This window comes from Streptomyces sp. HNM0575, assembly GCF_012726265.1.
In the GTDB taxonomy this organism is placed as follows: domain Bacteria; phylum Actinomycetota; class Actinomycetes; order Streptomycetales; family Streptomycetaceae; genus Streptomyces.
In genome coordinates this window covers 289,630-309,321 of sequence record NZ_JAASAG010000011.1, presented here as the reverse complement: position 1 = coordinate 309,321, position 19,692 = coordinate 289,630, and the positions used below count along the sequence as shown (strand labels likewise).

15 protein-coding genes are annotated in these 19,692 nt (G+C 72.1%); 4 read left to right on the top strand and 11 right to left on the bottom strand.

The genetic code is table 11. The features are described from left to right. Nucleotides 1–348: 348 nt before the first annotated feature. The gene (locus tag HCC61_RS25230; RefSeq protein WP_169139134.1) at nt 349–1,356 is read right to left on the bottom strand and encodes a stage II sporulation protein M; all 1,008 of its coding nucleotides are present in this window, start codon (nt 1,354–1,356) and stop codon (nt 349–351) included. 77 nt (nt 1,357–1,433) lie between these two features. Between HCC61_RS25230 and HCC61_RS25225 the strand changes: the two genes are divergently transcribed. Further along, nucleotides 1,434–2,480 (top strand): RDD family protein, encoded by a 1,047-nt coding sequence (locus HCC61_RS25225; protein ID WP_169139132.1) that lies wholly within the window; start codon nt 1,434–1,436, stop codon nt 2,478–2,480. A gap of 26 nt (nt 2,481–2,506) precedes the next feature. On the opposite strand, the gene HCC61_RS25220 is transcribed toward HCC61_RS25225, so the two are convergent. The 8 genes from HCC61_RS25220 to HCC61_RS25185 all read right to left on the bottom strand — a co-directional run bounded on the left by HCC61_RS25220 (nt 2,507) and on the right by HCC61_RS25185 (nt 11,605). Then, nucleotides 2,507–3,121 (bottom strand): hypothetical protein, encoded by a 615-nt coding sequence (locus tag HCC61_RS25220; RefSeq protein ID WP_169139130.1) that lies wholly within the window; start codon nt 3,119–3,121, stop codon nt 2,507–2,509. Between the two features lie 131 nt (nt 3,122–3,252). Then, nucleotides 3,253–4,710 (bottom strand): adenosylhomocysteinase, encoded by a 1,458-nt coding sequence (ahcY, locus tag HCC61_RS25215; protein WP_169139128.1) that lies wholly within the window; start codon nt 4,708–4,710, stop codon nt 3,253–3,255. Between the two features lie 440 nt (nt 4,711–5,150). Continuing rightward, on the bottom strand, nt 5,151–6,083 hold the full coding sequence (locus tag HCC61_RS25210; RefSeq protein ID WP_169139126.1) for a cation diffusion facilitator family transporter: 933 nt from the start codon (nt 6,081–6,083) through the stop codon (nt 5,151–5,153). A gap of 147 nt (nt 6,084–6,230) precedes the next feature. Continuing rightward, a complete protein-coding gene (gene manA / locus HCC61_RS25205) occupies nt 6,231–7,481 on the bottom strand; it encodes a mannose-6-phosphate isomerase, class I (protein ID WP_169139124.1) in 1,251 nt (416 codons plus the stop codon). A gap of 80 nt (nt 7,482–7,561) precedes the next feature. Then, nucleotides 7,562–8,830, bottom strand: coding sequence for an SIS domain-containing protein (locus HCC61_RS25200; protein WP_169139122.1), 1,269 nt, complete (start codon nt 8,828–8,830; stop codon nt 7,562–7,564). Between the two features lie 175 nt (nt 8,831–9,005). Next, nucleotides 9,006–9,203 (bottom strand): Trm112 family protein, encoded by a 198-nt coding sequence (locus tag HCC61_RS25195; protein ID WP_169139120.1) that lies wholly within the window; start codon nt 9,201–9,203, stop codon nt 9,006–9,008. A gap of 400 nt (nt 9,204–9,603) precedes the next feature. Further along, nucleotides 9,604–10,968 (bottom strand): phosphomannomutase/phosphoglucomutase, encoded by a 1,365-nt coding sequence (locus tag HCC61_RS25190; protein WP_169139118.1) that lies wholly within the window; start codon nt 10,966–10,968, stop codon nt 9,604–9,606. Nucleotides 10,969–11,206: 238 nt separating this feature from the next. Next, nucleotides 11,207–11,605 (bottom strand): DUF3499 domain-containing protein, encoded by a 399-nt coding sequence (locus HCC61_RS25185; protein ID WP_346777375.1) that lies wholly within the window; start codon nt 11,603–11,605, stop codon nt 11,207–11,209. Nucleotides 11,606–11,922: 317 nt separating this feature from the next. Between HCC61_RS25185 and HCC61_RS25180 the strand changes: the two genes are divergently transcribed. The 3 genes from HCC61_RS25180 (at nt 11,923) to HCC61_RS25170 (ending at nt 13,932) form a co-directional block, all read left to right on the top strand. Further along, nucleotides 11,923–12,444: a metallopeptidase family protein gene (locus HCC61_RS25180; protein ID WP_169139116.1), complete on the top strand. Its 522-nt coding sequence runs from the start codon at nt 11,923–11,925 to the stop codon at nt 12,442–12,444. Nucleotides 12,445–12,944: 500 nt separating this feature from the next. Further along, nucleotides 12,945–13,301 (top strand): metalloregulator ArsR/SmtB family transcription factor, encoded by a 357-nt coding sequence (locus HCC61_RS25175; protein WP_169139114.1) that lies wholly within the window; start codon nt 12,945–12,947, stop codon nt 13,299–13,301. Between the two features lie 97 nt (nt 13,302–13,398). Then, a complete protein-coding gene (locus tag HCC61_RS25170) occupies nt 13,399–13,932 on the top strand; it encodes an SRPBCC family protein (protein WP_169139112.1) in 534 nt (177 codons plus the stop codon). 68 nt (nt 13,933–14,000) lie between these two features. Here HCC61_RS25170 and HCC61_RS25165 read toward each other — a convergent pair whose 3' ends face one another. Both HCC61_RS25165 and HCC61_RS25160 read right to left on the bottom strand, forming a co-directional pair. Continuing rightward, nucleotides 14,001–15,617, bottom strand: a complete 1,617-nt coding sequence (locus HCC61_RS25165; protein WP_169139110.1) for a DUF5719 family protein — start codon at nt 15,615–15,617, stop codon at nt 14,001–14,003. After that, complete coding sequence (locus HCC61_RS25160) at nt 15,614–19,486, bottom strand: glycosyltransferase family 2 protein (RefSeq protein ID WP_169139108.1); 3,873 nt, start codon at nt 19,484–19,486, stop codon at nt 15,614–15,616. Before HCC61_RS25160 ends, HCC61_RS25165 begins: the two co-directional genes overlap by 4 nt. Nucleotides 19,487–19,692 lie beyond the last annotated feature (206 nt).

Below are 19,692 nucleotides of genomic sequence, written 5' to 3'. Positions count from 1 at the left end.
CCCCAAGGACCAAGCCCCAGGGCACGGGGTATCAACATATCTGGCGTTGACTTTTGGCACGCTGTTGAGTTCTCAAAGAACGGACGCTTCCATCACAGACCCACAACAGGCCGCTCCGGGCGCTTCCCTCTCGGTGTTTCCCGACTCTATCAGAGCTGTTCCGACAGTGAATCGGGGGGTGCTTCCCGTCGATTTCCGTAATTCGGAGTCGCGTTGGGAAGCGAACGGATGCCGACCGCACCGCCGGAGTTCACAACTCCGGGGTCTCGTCGGATCCTTCGTCGCGAGAACCTTCAACCGGCCCCGCAACGGCGGAAACAGTAACAGGTCACCGGACCGCGATGCACATCAGGCGGCTGTGGGCACCGTCGTCGGACGGTCTTCGGCCGAGACGTCGCCGGTCTCGCCGGCCCGTGCGGCTCGTCCGCCGACCACGTACACGTAGGCGAGGAACAGGAGTTCGCTCACGACACCGATGGTGACGCGTGCCCATGTGGGGAGGCCGGAAGGCGTCACGAAGCCCTCGATGACGCCGGAGACGAACAGCACCGCCGCGAGTCCGATGGCCATCCCGAGCGCCGACCGTCCCTCCGCGGCGAGCGCCACGCGGCGGCTTCGCGGGCCGGGGTCGATGACGGTCCAGCCCAGCCGCAGTCCTGTGCCCGCGGCCACGAAGACCGCGGTGAGCTCGAGGATGCCGTGCGGAAGGATCAGCCCGAGGAAGGTGTCGAGCCGGCCCGCGGACTGCATGAGGCCGATGCCGATGCCGAGGTTGAGCATGTTCTGGAAGAGCACCCACAGCACGGGGATGCCGAGAAGCGCGCCGAACGCCAGGCAGACAGCGGCGGCTTGGGCGTTGTTCGTCCACACCTGGGCGGCGAAGGACGTGGCGGGGTGGCTCGAGTAGTACGCCTCGTACTGGCCGCCGGGGCGCGTCATTTCGCGGAGTTCCTCGGGGGCGGCGATGGCTGAGCGGACCTCGGCCTCGGTGCCGATCCACCAGCCGATGAGGGCGGCGGCCACGACGGACAGCAGCGCGACCGGGACCCACCAGTGTCGGCTCCGGTACACGGCGGCGGGGAATCCGGCGGCGAAGAAGTGTGCGGCGTCGCGCCATGAGGCCCTGCGCGGGCCGGTCACCGCGCTGCGTGCGCGTGCGACGAGCGAGGTGAGGCTTCCCGCGAGCGCCGGGTCGGGGGCGCTCGACTGGACCTGGGAGAGGTGGGTGGAGGTGTGCTGGTAGAGCGTGACGAGTTCGTCTGCCTCGTGGCCGGTGAGCCGGCGACGGCGGCGCAGCAGTTCGTCCAGCCGGTCCCACTCCGCTCTGTGCGCGGAGACGAAGACATCCAGGTCCATGGTGAGAGCTTGGCAGACCGTCGGCGGGTAGCGGCAGACTGTGCGGAGGAGTACGGACGGCTGGGAGCGGAGGCGCGGTGAGCGAGCTCGTTACGGGAGATGCCGTCGTACTCGGTCTCCGGCCCGCGCGGCTGCCGACGCGTGCGCTGGCCGTCTTCATAGATCTGGTGCTCGCGTGGGCGGTCTACCTGGCGGTTTCGCTTGCGCTTCTGACCGCGGTGGCCTCTCTGGACGACGCGGCGCTGGCGGCGGTTCAGGTGGCCCTGTTCCTGCTGGTGCTGGTGGGCGTACCGGTCGCCGTGGAGACACTGAGCCGCGGCAGGTCGGTGGGCAAGGTGCTGTGCGGGCTGCGGGTGCTGAGGGAGGACGGCGGGCCCGTCCGGTTCCGGCACGCGCTGGTGCGCGGGGCGATCGGCGTGATCGAGATCCAGGTCTTCTTCGGGGTCGTGGCGTGCGCGGCGTCGCTGATCTCCGCGCGTGGGCGGCGGCTGGGCGACGTGTTCGCGGGGACTCTCGTCGTACGGGAGAGGGTGCCGGAGCCGGGCGGGGCACCGGCGCCGCCGCCTCCGGCGTGGCTGGCGGGCAGCTTCGGGGAGCTGGATCTGTCGCGGGTGCCGGGCGGCTTGTGGCTGGCGGTGCGTCAGTACCTGATGCGTGCGGGGCAGCTCGACGAAGGCGTGAGCCGGTCGATGGCGGAGCAGCTGGCGGCGGACCTCGTCTCGTGTACGGGGGTGCCGGCGCCGTACGGCGTGCCCGCTGCGACGTATCTGGCGGGGGTCGTCGCGGAGCGGCAGGCAAGGGAGGCGCAGCGGACGTTCGGTGTGCAGGGGGCGGTCGCCGGTCAGGTGCCAGGGCATGGGCCTGTTGACGGGCCGGGGCCTGTATACGGGCCGGGGTACGGGCAGGGAGCGGTCGCGCCTGCTGCGGGCGCGTACTCGGGTGCGGCGGGGGGTGCGGGCGGGTCGGCCGGGCATCCCTGGGCGCCCGTGTCGGGGGCTGTCGCCGGTACGTCCGCGGGCGGTACCGCGTGGGCGGAGCCGGGCGCGGATCAGCCCGCGGGCGGACGGACGCGGGAGGGCTCGGGGAAGAGTCCGCGGAGGACGGGCTTCGTACCGCCGTCGTGAGGTGTGAGGCGGCTGTACGCCGGGGTTCAGCCGAACCCGGAGGGCGGTGACTCCAGCTCCTCGAGCTCGATGCCGGGTGCGGCGAGCACGACGTCGCCAGCGATGTGCACGGGGTGCTGCTCGCCGGTGTCGACCTCGCTGACCTGGTAGTTCTCTACGAGCAGGGGGGCGTTGTCAGTGGCGTGTGCTTCAGTGTTGAGCAAGGTCCAGGACTGATCGAGAGTGCGTGGGGCGAGTACGGGGGGTGTGAGCGCGACGAGTCGGATGCGGGTGGCGGGTTCGCCGGCGGCCGGCCGCAGCAGGCGTGACGTCGCGATGAGAAATGCGGGGGAACGGCCGGTGAAGGAGTGGGCGGCGGCGTTGCCTTCCTGGGCGTGTTCGCCGGACGGGTCGGTGCGGACCCAGGTGACTCCGTCGAGTGCGGCGCCGCGTACCTGCCAGTCGCCGGCGTGGAGTTGGAGCCGTACGGGGCGGCCGAGTTCGTCGAGGGCCAGATCGACGGAGCCGGCGTGGTCGCCGGAGGGGGTGGTGATCTGCGAGACGTAACGCCAGCCGGAGGGGCCGGTGGCGCAGTGGAAGTGTTCTTCGCCGAGGGGGGTGTGATCGTGCGGATCGTGAAGCGAATACCGGCCGCGTGGCATGGGTGGACTCTACGTGCGGGGGTCTGAGGGCAGGCCGAAGGCCCCCGCCGCGGGGGCAGGGGCCTTGGCGTCGCTGCTGGGCGCCCGCCGGTGCCGCCCGGTCCGAGCGGCGGCTCCGGCGGTGGCGCCGATCAGTAGCGGTAGTGGTCCGGCTTGTACGGGCCCTCGACGGGGACGCCGATGTAGTCGGCCTGGTCCTTGCGGAGCGTGGTGAGCTTCACGCCGAGTGCGTCCAGGTGCAGCCGGGCGACCTTCTCGTCGAGGTGCTTCGGCAGCACGTAGACGTCGGTCGGGTACTCGTCGGTCTTCGTGAACAGCTCGATCTGGGCGATCGTCTGGTTCGCGAAGCTGTTGGACATCACGAACGAGGGGTGCCCGGTCGCGTTGCCCAGGTTCAGCAGACGGCCCTCGGACAGCACGATGAGCACCTTGCCGTCCTCGAACGTCCAGGTGTGCACCTGCGGCTTGAGCTCTTCCCGGACGATTCCCTTGATCTCGGCGAGGCCGGCCATGTCGATCTCGTTGTCGAAGTGGCCGATGTTGCCGACGATCGCCTGGTGCTTCATCCGGGCCATGTCCGAGGCCATGATGATGTCCTTGTTGCCCGTGGTGGTGACGAAGATGTCCGCCGTCTCCACGACGTCTTCGAGGGTCACCACCTGGTAGCCGTCCATCGCGGCCTGGAGTGCGCAGATCGGGTCGATCTCGGTGATCAGGACGCGGGCGCCCTGACCCCGCAGGGAGTCCGCACAGCCCTTGCCGACGTCGCCGTAGCCGAAGACGACGGCGGTCTTGCCGCCGATCAGTACGTCCGTGGCGCGGTTGATGCCGTCGATCAGCGAGTGCCGGCAGCCGTACTTGTTGTCGAACTTCGACTTGGTCACGGAGTCGTTGACGTTGATCGCCGGGAAGAGGAGCGACCCGTCCTGGTGCATCTCGTAGAGACGGTGCACGCCGGTGGTGGTCTCTTCCGTCACACCGCGGATCTCGGAGGCGAGCTGGGTCCACTTCTGCGGGCTCTCCCGCAGGGTGCGGTTCAGCAGCTCCAGGACCACCCGGTGCTCGTCGTTGTCCGCGGTGTCGACGGACGGGGCGGCTCCGGCCTTCTCGTACTCGACGCCCTTGTGGACGAGGAGCGTGGCGTCACCGCCGTCGTCGAGGATCATGTTCGGTCCGCCGGTGCCGGCGCCGGGCCAGGTGAGGGCCTGCTCCGTGCACCACCAGTACTCCTCCAGCGTCTCGCCCTTCCAGGCGAAGACCGGCACGCCCTGCGGGTTCTCGGGGGTGCCGTCGGGGCCGACCACCGCGGCTGCGGCGGCGTGGTCCTGGGTGGAGAAGATGTTGCAGGACGCCCAGCGGACCTCTGCGCCCAGGGCGGTCAGGGTCTCGATCAGGACGGCCGTCTGCACGGTCATGTGGAGAGACCCGGTGATACGGGCCCCGGTCAGGGGTTTGTCAGCGGCGTACTCCTTGCGGATCGCCATCAGGCCGGGCATCTCGTGCTCGGCCAGGCTGATCTCCTTGCGGCCGAAGGCCGCAAGCGAAAGGTCCGCGACCTTGAAGTCCTGGCCGGTGGAGGTCGTCGTCATGCGAGCTGCTCTCCTCGATGTCGAGGTCATGGCTGACAGGTCCGTGCTGCGGCGCCGGGTTCCGTGTGCGGTGCCTGCGCTGCGTACGTACACAACGCACACGGGCACACTGGTCCCTTGCTCGCAGCCCAGTCCGTCGGAGGCCCTCTCTCCCTCGGTGGCCCGCGGTACGGGCCGGCCGATCTGCCATCAGCAGCGACGTCTGTGCACTACGAATTTACACCGCTCGTCCAGTCGAACGGATTGCCCACGGTGCGAGCAAGGGCGGACCTGGTCTGTTTTCGGCCGCACAGTGCGCGCAGTTGTGCCGATGCCCAACACTGCGCCCTTCCACACCTCGGCGCATAATTTGACAAACGAGGCCGAGGGGTGCACCCGCCTTGAGGGGGTGGGGAGTTCAAAGCGCTCAGCGGTGGGCGAAACCGGACAGAGCGGCGTGATCAGTTCGACGTGGAAGCCGCGGCCGGCCGGTAGATGTCGGGCTCCAGATAGATCACACGCGCGCTCGGCACCGACTCCCGGATGCGGCCCTCCGCCTCGTCGATCGCACGCGCGACCTCCGCCGCGGTGTCGTCGTGCTGCACCGCCACCTTCGCGGCGACCAGCAGTTCCTCGGGGCCCAGATGCAGCGTCCGCATGTGGATGATTCCCGTCACGGTGTGGCCGTCCACGAGCGCGGCGCGGATCTTCTCCCGTTCCGCGGGGTCTGCGGACTCGCCGAGCAGCAGCGACTTCGTCTCCGCTGCCAGGACTATCGCGATCACAACGAGCAGTGCGCCGATGCACATCGTGCCGATGCCGTCCCACACGCCGTTGCCGGTGGCGAGGGCGGCGCCGACTCCGAAGAGGGCGAGCACGAGCCCGACGAGCGCGCCGAGGTCCTCCAGGAGCACGATGGGCAGTTCGGGAGCCTTGGCACGGCGTACGAACTGGGTCCAGCTCAGCGAGCCGCGGACCCCGTTCGACTCCTTTATCGCCGTACGGAAGGAGAAGGCCTCGGCGGTGATGGCGAAGAGCAGCACGCCCACCGGCCAGTACCAGCTCTCGAGTTGGTGCGGGTGCTTGATCTTCTCGTATCCCTCGTAGAGGGCGAAGACGCCGCCGATGGTGAACAGGACGATGGAGACCAGGAATCCGTAGATGTAGCGCTCGCGGCCGTAGCCGAAGGGGTGTTCCTCGTTGGCTTCCTTCTTGGCCTGCTTGCCGCCGAGCAGCAGCAGTGCCTGGTTGCCCGAGTCGGCGAGCGAGTGGACGCTCTCCGCGAGCATGGAGGACGAGCCGCTGAATACGAAGGCGACGAACTTGCCTGCGGCGATGGCCAAGTTCGCGCCCAGCGCGGCGATGATCGCCTTCGAACCGCCTGATGCACTCATACGAGTCGTTCGTCCCTTTCTCGGTGATACGCGTGAACCCGTGCTGTCTTCGGTGTCCGTCCGGCCGCCCGCCGGTCGTCCGGCTGCCCCGCTGCCCGGATGTCCGCTCCCCTGTCTGCCCGGGCTGCCGCCCGCTCGGGGCCTGGGTCAGACGGCCACCGTGGCCCGGAAGAGCGTACCGTCACCGGTCGCGTCGACCCGCTCCCCGGCCCTGACGTAGGCGGACCGGCCGGGTTCCAGGGTCAGTTCGTCCTCGGCTCCTTCGGCGCCGCCCCGCAGGACCACGTGTCCGGCGGTGCACAGCAGGATCTGGGGTGTGCGGGCGCTCAGCGGCGCCGCTCCCGCGCCCGGCGCGATCATGCAGCGGGACAGGCGGAATTCGCCGACGGGTGCCTCGTAGCGCTCCTCACCGGACGGGCCCGCCTCGGGGTGGAGGATGCCGGGCTCTCCGGGCTGGAAGCGGACGATGCGCAGCAGTTCGGGTACGTCGACGTGCTTCGGGGTCAGACCGCAGCGCAGCACGTTGTCGGAATTCGCCATGATCTCCACGCCGAGGCCGCTGAGATAGGCGTGCGGGACTCCCGCGCCGAGATAGAGGGCCTCGCCCGGGGCGAGGCGCACGTGGTTGAGGAGCATGGCGGCGAGCACGCCCGGGTCGCCCGGGTAGTGCTCGGCGAGCGAGGCGCAGAGGGCGTACGCGCGGGCATGGGCACCGGTGCCAGTGCCAGTGCCGGCGCCGGTGCCGGAGTCCGTGTCCGTGTCCGCCGAGAGCCGGGCCGCCGACCGCGCCGCCTCGGCGACCGTCCCCGCGATCTCGTCCCGGTCGGCGGTGAGCACGGCGGTCAGCACCTCACGCAGCGCGTCGCTCGCGGGGCTGGCCCGCAGGATGTCGGCGTACGGCTTCAGCGCGTCGACCTCCAGCCCCGCCAGCAGATCCGCCGCCTCCGGTGCCGGCCGGAATCCGCACAGGCCGTCGAAGTCCGTGAGCGCGCAGATCAGTTCGGGCTTGTGGCCGGCGTCCTTGTAGTTGCGTTCCGGTGCGTCGACGGGGACGCCGCGCGCCTCCTCCTCGTCGAAGCCCTCGCGGGCCTGCGCCGGATCCGGGTGCACCTGGAGCGACAGCGGCGACGCGGCGGCGAGCACCTTCAGCAGGAAGGGCAGGCGCGGCCCGAAGGCCCGTACGGTCTCCGGCCCCAACTCCCCTTCCGGATCCGCCTCGATGATCTCCGTCAGGGTCCGTTCGCGGCCGTCCCGTACGAGGGTCGACGGAGCGCCCGGGTGTGCGCCCATCCACAGCTCGGCCTGGGGCTCGCCGGTGGGTGCCGTCCCGAGGAGGGCGGGGATGGCGGTGGTTGAGCCCCATGCGTAGGGCCTGACGGTGTTGGTGAGGCGGTCCATGCGGTGGTGCTTCGCTTCCTTCGGCGCGGCTACGGCAGGGTTCGGCGGCGGTCCAGCGGGCTACGGCGGCTACGGCGGGTTTACGAGGGCGATGATGCGCCGCCGTCGGCCAGCGACAGGTAAACGGCGGCGAAATCCATGGTGGCGATCAGCTCGCCGGCGGCTTCGAGGGGGCTGCTGCCCTCGGGGGGTTCGAGTTCGCTGAGCGGCACGTCGTGCGCGTGGGCGATGTCACGGGCCGCGACGACGGCGGACTCGGCGCCGGGGGCCTGGTCGCGCAGCAGGAGGATCCGGGCGTGCAGCGGCTCCGGTTCCTCCACGCGGTCGCGGAAGAAGTCATCGTCTCCGGCGGCCGGGGCGAGCGCGCCGGACAGCAGACCGCCGTGCGCGGCCATCGCCTCGGGGAGGGCGGCGGCCATGGCAGGCAGCCCGGGGAGTGCCGTGAGCGTGACGGCGCCGTGCCGTGCGACGGCTGCGGCCAGGGCGCCCTCGCTCCACAACAGCGGGAGCGTGTCGGTGAGTTCGGTCGCCAGGGACTTGGCCGGATTGCTGTACGCGGCGACGGCCGGGCCGCAGCGCTCCGCGACCTGGTCGAGCCGGGCGGCCAGCGACTCCAGTGCGGGCTCCGGGGCGTCGAGCAGGCCGAGACGGTCGGAGAGCACGAGAAGCGGCGTGAGCAGCGGCCAGAGGAGTCCGGGCGCCGCCGTCATGGTGCGCGGCTCCACGGGCCGCGGGTGCGGCGGGAGGCCGGAGTCGCCCGGTGGTGCGCCGCCGTTCCCCGCGGACGCGCCGGTCCCCGGCGCCCCGGTCCCCGATACCCCGGTCCCCGCGTTCGGGCCGCCCGGGGCCGCCGGCCGCACGGGACCCAGCGGCACGGCCAGTCCGTGCGTCTCCCCCGTCAGCTCCGCCGCGGGCGAACCCGCCGGGCAGAGGGTCACGACGGTGCAGCCGCGCCGGTACGCCTGCTCGATCAGTGCCGTGAGCCCGGCTTCGGACCCGTCCGGTGTCGTGACCAGCAGCAGGTCGAGCGAGCCCGCCCAGCCCGGGAGCGTCCAGCGCAGCGCACCGGGTGCGGCGAGGGCGCCGGTGGGCCGCAGCAGCGTGACGGGTACGGCGTCGCTGCCGAGCGCTCCGAGCAGATCCGCGGCGCAGCCGGGCGCGGGCCCGGGTCCGGCGACGAACACCGCGCGCGGCCTGCCGTCGGGCCGCAGGCCGGCGAGCCCTGTCTCGCCGGCCTGGCGCACGGCCCTACGCACGTAGGCGCCCGCTTCGGCGCTGCCGCGCAGCAGCCCGGCGGTGTCCGCACGGGCGAGGGCGTCTGGAGAGTCGAGGAGTGACTCGTCGAGCATCTTCCGGAGCCTCCGATCGGCCGCTGGACGACGAGCTGCCCGCGCCGCGTGGTGTGAGTCGGGGAGTGTGCTGCCCGGGTGGGGCAGCCGGTGGCCAGGGCCGGTCCCGCTTCGGTGAGCGGTCTCCGGTGGAGGAGCACCGGGCACCGGGCGCCGGTGGACGGGCCGCGGCCGGTCAGCCGGGGCGCCGCGCCTCGTCGACGAGGAGAACCGGAATTCCGTCGCGCACCGGGTAGACGAGGCCGCACTCGGTGCCGCCCGTGCACACGAGCTCCTCGGGTCGTCCCGCCTCCGCGTCCTCCGGCTCCTCGTGGAGCGGCGCGTGGCACGCCGGGCAGGCGAGGATGTCCAGAAGACCGGCTTCGAGCGGCATGGTTTCGTCCCTTTCGCGGGCGGAGCGGCTGGGCCGCCAGGGTACCGCCGGAGATACGGCCCGTGTCGTGCGGGCGAGCAGGCCCTGTGAACGGTTATGCGGCGGGGCGGCGGGGCGGCGGACTCGCGGCCGGGCGCTTCGCGCTCTGCCCGGCTCGCGGGCCGGGGTCACCGGGTCGCCCCGCTCGCCCACCGCTGCCCGGCCTCACTGAGCGGCCGGCTAACCGCCGCTCACAGGCCGGTAGTTCACGAGCCGCCGCTCACAGGCCGGTAGTTCAGAGCCGCCGCTCACAGGCCCGCTCGCGACCCCTAACGGACCCCGTTCACCGGCCCGTTCACCGACCCGCTCACAGGCCGCGCTCACAGGGCACCCTCACAGGCCGGTGCTCCCGGCCCACCGCTCACGCCCGCACGATCGCGAGCACCTCGTCCCGTACCGCGTCCGCCGTCGCCCGGTCGCGCGCCTCGACGTTCAGCCGGAGAAGCGGTTCGGTGTTGGAGGCGCGCAGGTTGAACCACCAGTCGCCGGCGGTGACCGTCAGCCCGTCCAGTTCGTCGATCTCGACGCCGTCCCGGTCCTGGTAGGCGGCCCGCACCGCGGCGGCACGCCCTTCCTGGTCCTCGACCCTGCTGTTGATCTCGCCGGAGGCGGCGTAGCGGTCGTACTCCGCGACGAGCTCCGAGAGCGTGCCCGGCTGACCGCCGAGCGCGGCGAGCACGTGCAGCGCGGCGAGCATGCCGGTGTCCGCGTTCCAGAAGTCGCGGAAGTAGTAGTGCGCGGAGTGCTCACCGCCGAAGATCGCGCCGGTGCGGGCCATTTCGGCCTTGATGAAGGAGTGCCCGACGCGTGTGCGTACGGGTGTGCCGCCCTCTTCCCGTACGACTTCGGGCACGGACCACGACGTGATCAGGTTGTGGATGACCGTGGATCCGGGCGACTTGGCGAGTTCGCGTGCCGCGACGAGCGCGGTGACCGCGGACGGCGGGACGGGGTCGCCCTTCTCGTCGACCACGAAGCAGCGGTCGGCGTCGCCGTCGAAGGCGAGGCCGATGTCCGCGCCGGTCTCCCGCACGCGCTTCTGAAGGTCGACGATGTTCTTCGGATCGAGCGGATTGGCCTCGTGGTTGGGGAACGTGCCGTCCAACTCGAAGTACATGGAGTCGAGTCGGAGGGGCAGGCCTTCGAACACGGTCGGCACGGTGTGGCCGCCCATGCCGTTGCCCGCGTCCACGACGACGGACAGCTCGCGGATCGAGGTGAGGTCGACGAGCGTGCGCAGGTGTGCCGCGTAGTCGGAGAGCACGTCGCGCTCGGTGACGGTCCCCTCGGTGACGCCTTCCGCGCGCGGCGGCGGGCCCGACTCGGCCCAGTCCTCCACGAGTTCGCGGATGTCCGTCAGTCCGCTGTCCTGTCCGACGGGCTGTGCGCCCGCGTGGCACATCTTGATGCCGTTGTAGCGGGCGGGGTTGTGGCTCGCGGTGAACATCGCGCCGGGCAGGCCGAGTTGGCCGCTGGCGAAGTAGAGCTGGTCGGTCGAGCACAGGCCGATCCCGGTGACGTCCGCGCCCTGCCGGGCCGCGCCGCGCCCGAACGCCCGCGAAAGTCCCGGCGACGAGGGCCGCATGTCGTGCCCGACGACGATCGCGGACGCGTCCGTGACCCGTACGAAGGCGGCTCCGAACAACTCGGCCAGCGGCTCGTCCCACTGGTCCGGCACGACGCCGCGCACGTCGTACGCCTTCACGATCTCCGACAGATCAGTCACGGGGCAGCCCTCTCCTGGGTCTTCGGATTCCCGGGCCCCGGGTGGTGGTGGTGAGATCCCGTGGCTCCCGGGTCGCCGGATTCCCGTCTCCGGTGTACGTGTGCGGTGTGCGTGTGCGGTGTCCGGCGGTCCGGTGCCGGGTCCGGCGGAACGGTCCCGGCAGCTCACCGGGTGCCCAAATCTACCCGCTGCGGAAGACGATCTCCCGTGTCCCCAGGGCCTGTCGGGCGCGTGCCGTCTACTGCTCCGGCGACCTCAGTACGCGCAGATGGCCGCGCCGCGCGACCTCCATCGGATCGGAGTCGCGCCCTTCGGGGCCGCCGACCGCGTCGGAGGGCGCGGCCGCGGAAGGGTCGCGCCGTGGCGTACGGGCCGCCTCCCGCACGGCGTTGGCGAGCGCTTCGAGATCGTCACCGCTCGGCCTGGCCGGGCCCGCGTCGACGGCGAGGCGTACGACCTCCCATCCGCGGGGGGCGGTGAGGCGCTCCGAATGCTCCGAACACAGGTCGTAGCAGTGCGGTTCGGCGTATGTGGCGAGGGGACCGAGCACGGCGGTGGAGTCCGCATAGACGTACGTCAGCGTCGCGACGGCGGGACGGCCGCAGGCGGTTCGCGAACAGCGACGTACAGGGCTCACGACGATGGACCGTACCGCACTCTTGAGCGGCCTGCGACGACTCTTCTTGACGTCACTCAGTCGTGTCGTCCCGGTTCGCCTGAAACACCTGATCTGCGGGAAGAACGTAGCCCCGACACCCTTGCGCCCGTTGGGAGTCGGGGATCCGGCACCAAGTGGTCGTGAGCTGTCGCGAACGGTCCGAGGAGGGCGAGATCACCGGTCGCGCCGGGCACAAGAAACGACCCCAAAGGTCATGACACCGGTCACTCTTCGACACGGTTGTGAATGTTCCGGTGATCGCGGATCCCGGCGGTACGGCCGCTACTCTCAGGACGATGAACAGCCCTGCAACGCCCGGCGGACCGGACCGGGACGACCGGGAAGACGGGGACGACTCGCGGGAGCGGGGCGAGGGTGCCGGCGGTTCCGGCCGCCCCGACCCCGGACCGCGGCGGCGCGACCGTCACGGGCGCGGCATGCGCGGCCCGGTCGCGCCGCCCCAAGTGCCCCTGGCCGTAAGCCGTTCCGAAGCCTTCGACGATCTGGTGCGCGACTCGGTCAGCAGGCTGGAGCGGCGGTGGCCGCAGCTGACGGGCGTGGAGTTCGCGGTGCAGGAGGTGCCCCGCAGCGACGACGGCGAACTGGACGAACAGGCCGAGGCCGTACCGCTGGGAAGGGTCGCCGAGTCGAGGAGCGGACGGCCCGACCGGATCGTCGTCTACCGCCGCCCCGTCGAGATCCGTACACGCAACCGCGACGAGCGGGCGCTGCTCGTGCACGAGGTCGTCGTCGAGCAGGTGGCCGAACTGCTGGGCCTGTCACCGGAGTCGGTGGATCCGCGGTACGGGCAGGACTAAGCCGTGTCCGGCGGATCACCGAACGCGGTTGCTCGGACTTTCGACCATGCTGCCGGACCCTCTTGCTGGGTGGTTGATCGCCGTTGCGGCAGGTTTGTGCCGCCGCAACCGGGGGCACCACCCGGCGAAGCCAGGGGGAGCGAAGCCACATGGGCGAGAGTTCGGCGGTATTGCGACGGCCGTGACCTAGACGTCCGACTGATCCGCCGGACACGGCCTAGGCGGGCGGCTCACCGTACGGGCGGGGAAGGGCAGTTGGGGCCGGCAGTCGGGGCCGGCAGTCGGGGTCGGCAGTCGGAGTTGGGGGCGCCGACGTGCCGCGCGGAGATGCGGGGACCTGGACGACACCGCGAGCGAGACACCACGCACCAGGGCGCCAGGCACACAGCGTCACGGTGGACAACTCTGCGCATCGGAGGGCCGATTGCGGAACGCGCCAGGCGATCCCGGACGCTTATATTCCTTGACACGTATATACGCGAGGAGGCATATTGTCTTCCGTGACGGATGCCACGTGGACGGCGCTGGCAGACCCCCGTCGGCGGGCGATGCTCGACGTGCTGCGTGACCGCGCGTGTGCGGTGAGCGAACTCGTCGACGAACTGGGCTACACACAGCCGACGACGTCCAAGCATCTGCGGGTGCTGCGCGAGGCGGGGCTGGTGAGGGTCCGTACGCACGCACAGCGGCGCATCTACTCGGTCGACCTCGAGCGGATGGCCGAACTCGACGCGTGGCTGGCCCCGTTCAGGCAGCTGTGGAACGAACGGCTCGACGCGCTGGACAGACACCTCGACCGCACCGGGGCCGCGGAACGAGGGGACGACGCCGAGAGCGAGGGCCGGGGACGACGCTGAAGAGCCGCGCCGCCACCACCCGGGTGCGGCACAGCACACGGAACAGCGGAGCGCGAGAACGATGCGGCGCTGGAGCGCGAGAGCAGGAGAGCAGATCATGGACCGTGGAACCTACTTCGAGTACAACGGCCGTCCCGCGGTGCGCTTCCAGCGCACCTACCCATACCCCGTCGAAAGACTGTGGGCCGCGATCACCGAGCCCGGCGAGCTGGCGCACTGGTTCCCCAGCGCCGTACGCATGGAGGCCCGCGCGGGCGGAAAGATCGAGTTCTCCGACGACCCCAATCTGGAGGCGATGACGGGCACCGTGCTCGTCCACGAGCCGCCGCGGCGCCTCGCCTTCACCTGGGGCGGCGACGAACTGCACTTCGAAATCGACCCTGTTGACGACGGGGGCTGCGCGCTCACGCTGATCAACGTGCTGGAAGCGGAGAACACCGCGGCACGCAACGCCGCCGGCTGGACCGTGTGCCTCACCGAACTCGGCAGGCACGTCTCCGGCGCCACGGCGCAGGGCCCGCACAGCGAGACCGCCGAACCCTGGCGTCCCGTCTACGACGACTACGTCGCCTCGGGCATGCCCTCGGGCGCTCCGGTTCCCGGGATGCCGGAGGACGACGAAGGTCGATAGTCAGGGGCGGCCCGCCAGCCGCCTACCGGCCCGTTCGGCCTGACCAGCCTTGCTCCCGTCAGTTCCCGTCAGTTCCCGTCTCCGTCGCCGTCCGTCAGCACGGAGAGATCCTGGCCCGAGTGCGGCACGAGCACCTTGCCCCGGTCGTCCGGCAGTGTCTGCACGGTGAACGCGGGCAGCTTGCCGTCCTTCTGCTCCAGCATCCGCGAGGCGTACAGCTTCCCGCCCGAGATCCGGTCGACGGTCACCGCGAAGCCGCCCTTGACGCCCTCCGGCCGCGGCGGCTCGAAGGACTTGGTCGTCTTCCCCTTCACCGTGTACGTACGGCTGACCGGCTGGCCGCCCTTGCTGCCCGCCGACGAGGTCACCCGCACCTTCACCGCCTTGCCCGGGGCGGTGAGCGAGAGGACCGAACCCTTCTCCCGGTTGTCGGCGGCGGTGGCACGGTCCGCGAGGGGCGCGGTGGCGGGGATGAACGCCGTCTCCTGGTCGGACCCCTTGCCGCGGGTCACGCGCAGCCCCGCGACCACCGGGGTCGCGCCGGCGCCGCTCTCCGAGGGTGTGAGCACGAGCGAACCCGCCTCGCCCTTGGTGAGGTCGTTGAGGTCGACCGCGGTGGTCATGCCGGCACGCACGTGCAGCGTCTCGTGACCGGCCGGTGCGATCTGCGTGGTGGGCGTCGCGAGCCTGAGCTTGAGGTCCGCGTCGTTCCCTCCCGGCGCCAGTACGACCAGCCGTACGGCCGTGGCGTCGCCCGGGATGCCCGGCAGCACCGCGCTCGGGGACGGATCGGCCACGGACGGGACCCAGTCTCCGCCGGCCTTCTCGTCGACCGCCTGCACCTGTGCGCCCACGCGCCCGGCCCGCGCCACCACGTGCACGCCGAGGTTGACCGCGGGCTCGGACGTCAGCGTGGAGAGCAGCACGGGCACGGTCGAGCGGGGCGGGACGGTGATGCCCTCTCCGGCCTCGGAGGGGATGCGGCCCTTCTTGCCGTAGAGGTTCACGTCGACGACGGCGCTGGAGTCGTCGGGGTTAGTGAGATGGACGTAGTCCTGCCGCCCCTTGGCGGTGCTCGCGGCCGGGAACCAGAAGTCGGTGTCCGGCACGGAACAGGCCGTCCCCTGGATCCCGCGTCCCGCGCCGACCGCTACGTCCGTCGTCTGCTGGACGGTCCAGCCGGGCGCGACCCGGCCCTCCGAGGAGCCGAAGTACGCCGAGGAGCCGGAGGCGGAGGCATCAGCCGTGACGGGCTTGCCGGGCGCGCTCAGCGGCAGGAACGGCTTGGGGTCGGGCTTCTCACGGGCGGCGCCCTTCTCGTCTTTGCCCTTGCCGCCCTTGCCGTCCTTGCCCTCGTCGCCCTTGCCCTTCCCCTTGCCGTCGTCCTTGCCGCCGCCGCTCCCGCCGTCGGAGCCGCCGGTGTCGGCCTTCTCCGCGGCGTACAGCTCGCCCTTGCCCTCGCCCTTGCCCTTGCTCCCCTGCGGGGCGAAGGCCGTGTACCGCGTCTCGGCCACGTCGGAGACGCTGGGCTGCGGGCAGACCAGGGTGGAACGCTCGACCGGCCTGCGCCCTGCCGCCGCCGTGCTGCCTGTCCCGTCGTCGCCGGGCGCCGCGAGCGCGGCGACACCGGTCACGGCGGCGAGGGCCGCGACCGCGCCGATGAGGGTCGTGCTCGTGCGGTTCACTGCTGATCGCTCCTGTTGCCGTACCGCGGGTCGTAGCCGTACGGGTCGCTCTGCCCTTCGTAGGCGTCGTACTGCTGGGTGTCGAACTGCTGCGGCTCGAACTGCCGTGTCGCGTAAGGGTCTTCGTACTGCTGCTGCCCGTAGTCCTCGCCGTAGGGCTGCCGTTCGCCGTAGGACCGCTGCTGCGGCTCGAACGGGGAGGGCTCGTACGGCGCGTCCGGGTCGTATGCCGGAGCGCCCGCGCCGGACGTCCCGTACCGCGAGTCGAAGCCGGATGGGTCGTAGGCGGGCTCGTAGCCCGAGGGGTCATAACCGGCCGGCTCGTACCCCGCCGGGTCGTACCCCGCCGGGTCGTACCCCGCCGGGTCGTACCCCGCCGGGTCGTACCCCTGCGGCTCACGGCCCGACGGGGCATGGCCCGAGGGCTCGAACTGCCGCCCGTCGTCGGGCTGTTCGTACTCCGGCGCCTCGGCCCCGTGCGGGTCCATGCCCCCGGCCTCAGCGGCCTCCCGGTCCTCCGCCGCCCGTGCCGCCTCGGCCGCCGCCGCGAGCCTGCGCGCCCGGCGGCCGCCCTCGGCGCCCTGAGCCGGCACGGCCGCCGCCGTCTCCGGAAGGTCGTCGTCCACCTGCCGCCGCCTGCCGGGAAGCGCGAGCACGACCACGAACAGCGCCAGGAAGCCCTGGAGCCACACCCAGGCGGTGTGCGCGAGGCTCGTCTCGTGGGTGACGTCCAGCCGTCCGCCGCCCGCCGGGAGCTTGAACCCCTGCGCCCAGCCGTCCACGGTCTCCGGCGTCAGCGGCTTCCCGTCGAGCGTCGCCTGCCAGCCGGGGTCGGCGGCGTCGGCGATACGCAAGGTCCGCCCGGCGTCCCCGGGCCGCAGCTGCGTGTGGATCTCCAGCGGGCCGGCCGGTACGGGCACCGGATCCGCCGCCTGTCCGGGCGCGCCACCGCCGCCGCCCGCGGGCACCACGCTGGCCCGGGAGACCTGCCGGTCCACCCGCCACAGCGCGCTGCCGTCCTCCTGACTGCGCCGCGTGAGCCCGGGCGTCGCATCGAGGACGCGGCTCATCTGACGGGGCGCATGGTCCCGTACGAGGACATAGCGCACCGCGTAGCCGCCGAGCTGTTCGCTCTGGTCGGCGCCGGAACCGGCCACGAGGTTCGCGACCACGCGCCCCAGCCGCGCGTCGTCGCCGCCCGCGGCGGCCAGATCGCCGTCGCCGAGCCGGGCTCCGGAGCCGCGCACGATCGAGTACGAGACGTCCGCCGGCGCGCTGGAGGCGTCCTGGGACTCGCCGGAGAGCACCAGGGTGCGCGCCTGGTCGCTGGTACGGCTCTCCTCCGCGACGAACGCGGGGACCTGCACCGGGTCGCGCCGCGACAGCGGCCCGTCGGCGCCGCCCACCATCCAGCCGACGGCGGCCACGAGCGGAGCGGCCACCGCCGCCGCGGCGACGAGTGCCGCGGCGGGCTGCTTCCAGCCGAAGCTCTGCTCCGCGACGCGCTCCCTGGCGCCCTCGGCTCCGATGACGGCGGCGCACAGCAGCGCCAGCCCGTACACGAGGGTGGCCGGGCCCGCCCACGCGACGCTGTTGGACAGCCCCGCATACAGCAGCCCCACCAGCGCCACGACCCAGGCGGCGCGGACCGCCGGCTGCCGCTCGCCGCGCAGCAACGCGGCCATGGCCGCCAGCACCACGCCGATCAGCAGCAGCCCGCCCGTGGCACCGGGCCCGCCGGGCGTCAGCGTCAGCAGCCCGAGCGCGTCTCCGGAGCCCGCGCCGTACTGGAGCCCCGCCTCGCGGAAGAGCGCCGACGGGTCCGTCAGCAGCGACAGCGACCACGGGGCCAGCAGCACCATCGGCGTCAGCAGCGCGAGGCCGTTGCGCACGGCCGTGCCACGCAGCAGGCCTTCGGCCGGCCCGTCGGGCTCGTCGGCCAGGCCGAGGCGCCGCAGCACGAGCAGCACGGCGGTGAGCGTGAGCGCGATCAGCCACACCAGCGGCGTGAAGGCGGTCGTCAGGGTCAGCAGCAGCGCGTACGCCCACACCGCGCGCCACCCCGGCCTGCCGCCCCGCAGGCCGCTCACGAGGACGGCGACACGGGCCAGCAGCGGCAGCGTGATGGCGAGTACGGCGGTGCCGATGCGCCCGCCCGCGAGCGCGCCCGTGGCGGCCGGCAGGAAGGCGTACGCGACGCTCCCCCACGCGCGCAGCAGCCGGGACTCCACCAGCGGCCGCGAGGTGAAGTACGCGATGAAGCCGGCCAGCGGCACCGAGCAGACCAGCAGCAGCGTCAGCGCGAAGCCGGTGCTGCCGAAGAAGACGGTCGCGACCATGGCGACGATCGCGAGATACGGCGGCGCCGTCTGCGTGCCGCCGATGCCGACCGGGTGCCAGCCGTCGACGTAGCGGCCCCACAGGTCGGAGACCTCGGCCGGCGCCGGCAGCAGCGCACCGCCGGCCAGGGCGCCGCCGCCCAGCAGTTCACGGCAGGCGATCAGGGAGACCACGAGCAGTACGGCGAAGAGCACCGGGCCCGGCTTGCGGGCGATCTGCTTGAGCCGCGCGAACTGCTCGACCTCCAGATACTCCGCGTCGTCGTCGCCCGGTCCGGTCTCCACGGCGCCATGACGTCCGCCGGAGGACATGTCGGGTTCGGCACGTCCGCCGAAGTTGCTCGCGACCTGCTCGGCCGTGGCCCGTACGGTCGCGCCGGGCGGCGGGAAGAGGTGGCGCAGCTCGCCGTAAGGGACGGCCGGCCTGCCGCGCCTGCGGCGCGCGCCGATGATCCGCCCCGGCCGCAGCAACGTCCCGGTGAGACCGCGCACTTCGTCGAGGGCCTGCCGTGGCACCTTCCCCACGAGATAGGCGAGGGTGCGCAGCAGCGTGCCGAGCACGAGCCGCAGCATCACCCAGAAGAGCTTCGAGCCGGGCACGTTGGCGAGCAGCGTGTAGACGGCACCGGCCTTGTCGACCCGGTGCGGGCTGGCCCCTCCGCGCGCGCCGCGGCCGACGCAGTCGACGGGGCGCCGCTCGCGGGCCGCGGCCTCGGCGTGCCGCACCACCGCGTCGGGGACGATCAGCACCTTGTGCCCGGCGGAGTGCGCACGCCAGCACAGGTCGACGTCGTCACGCATCAGCGGCAAGTGCCGGTCGAAGCCGCCGAGTTCCTCGAAGACGTCCCGCCTGATGAGCATTCCGGCGGTGGAGACCGACAGGACCGTACGCACCTGGTCGTGCTGGCCCTGGTCCTGCTCGCGGCGCTCCACGCCGGTCCAGCGGCGTCCGCTGTTGGCGATCGTGACGCCCGCTTCGAGCAGCTGCCTGCGGTCGTACCAGCTGCGCAGCTTGGGCCCGACGAGGGTGGCCTCCGGGTCGGCGTCGACGATCCTCAACAGCCTTGCCAGGGCGTCCGGTTCGGGAGAGCAGTCGTCGTGCAGCAGCCACAGCCAGTGCACGGGCTCGCCGTGCGGCAGCTCCGGCATGTCGTAGGCGTCGTCGCGCCACCTGCGGTTGACCGGGTCCCAGCCGCTGGGGCGCTTGAGGTACGGCAGGTCGTCCGGCGTGGGCACGCGCGCCGTGCGCTCCGCCTCGTCGACGGCGGCGCCGAATCCCGTGCGGCGGGCCATGTGCAGCACGCGGTCGGAACCGAGGGACTCGCTGAGCAGCTGTGCCGACTCGTCCGCGCTGCCGGTGTCGGCCGCGATGACGTCCTGCACGGGGCGTTCCTGGGAGAGCAGACCCGACAGCGCCTCGGGAAGCCACCGCGCGCCGTCGTGGGAGACGAGCACGGCGGTGACGACGTGCCTTGGGAACTCAGGTGTGGCCGCCTCGTACTGGGCCGCCGTATGGCTGTGCACGGACATCGAGGTGCGGGCCCCTCCCGGGGGTGCGGGGGCGATCCCCCGAAGACGCTGCGACGGACTCGTAGGCACACCGCCCCGCGGAGGGGGCCGCGCACCAAGGACGGGCCACACACTAACGGCTCAGTGCGCGGCGCCCATCGGGTCCTGCAAGCTGTCGTACAACCAGGGGGACTTCTCGCCCGCGGCGACGGCGGTGCCCGTACCGC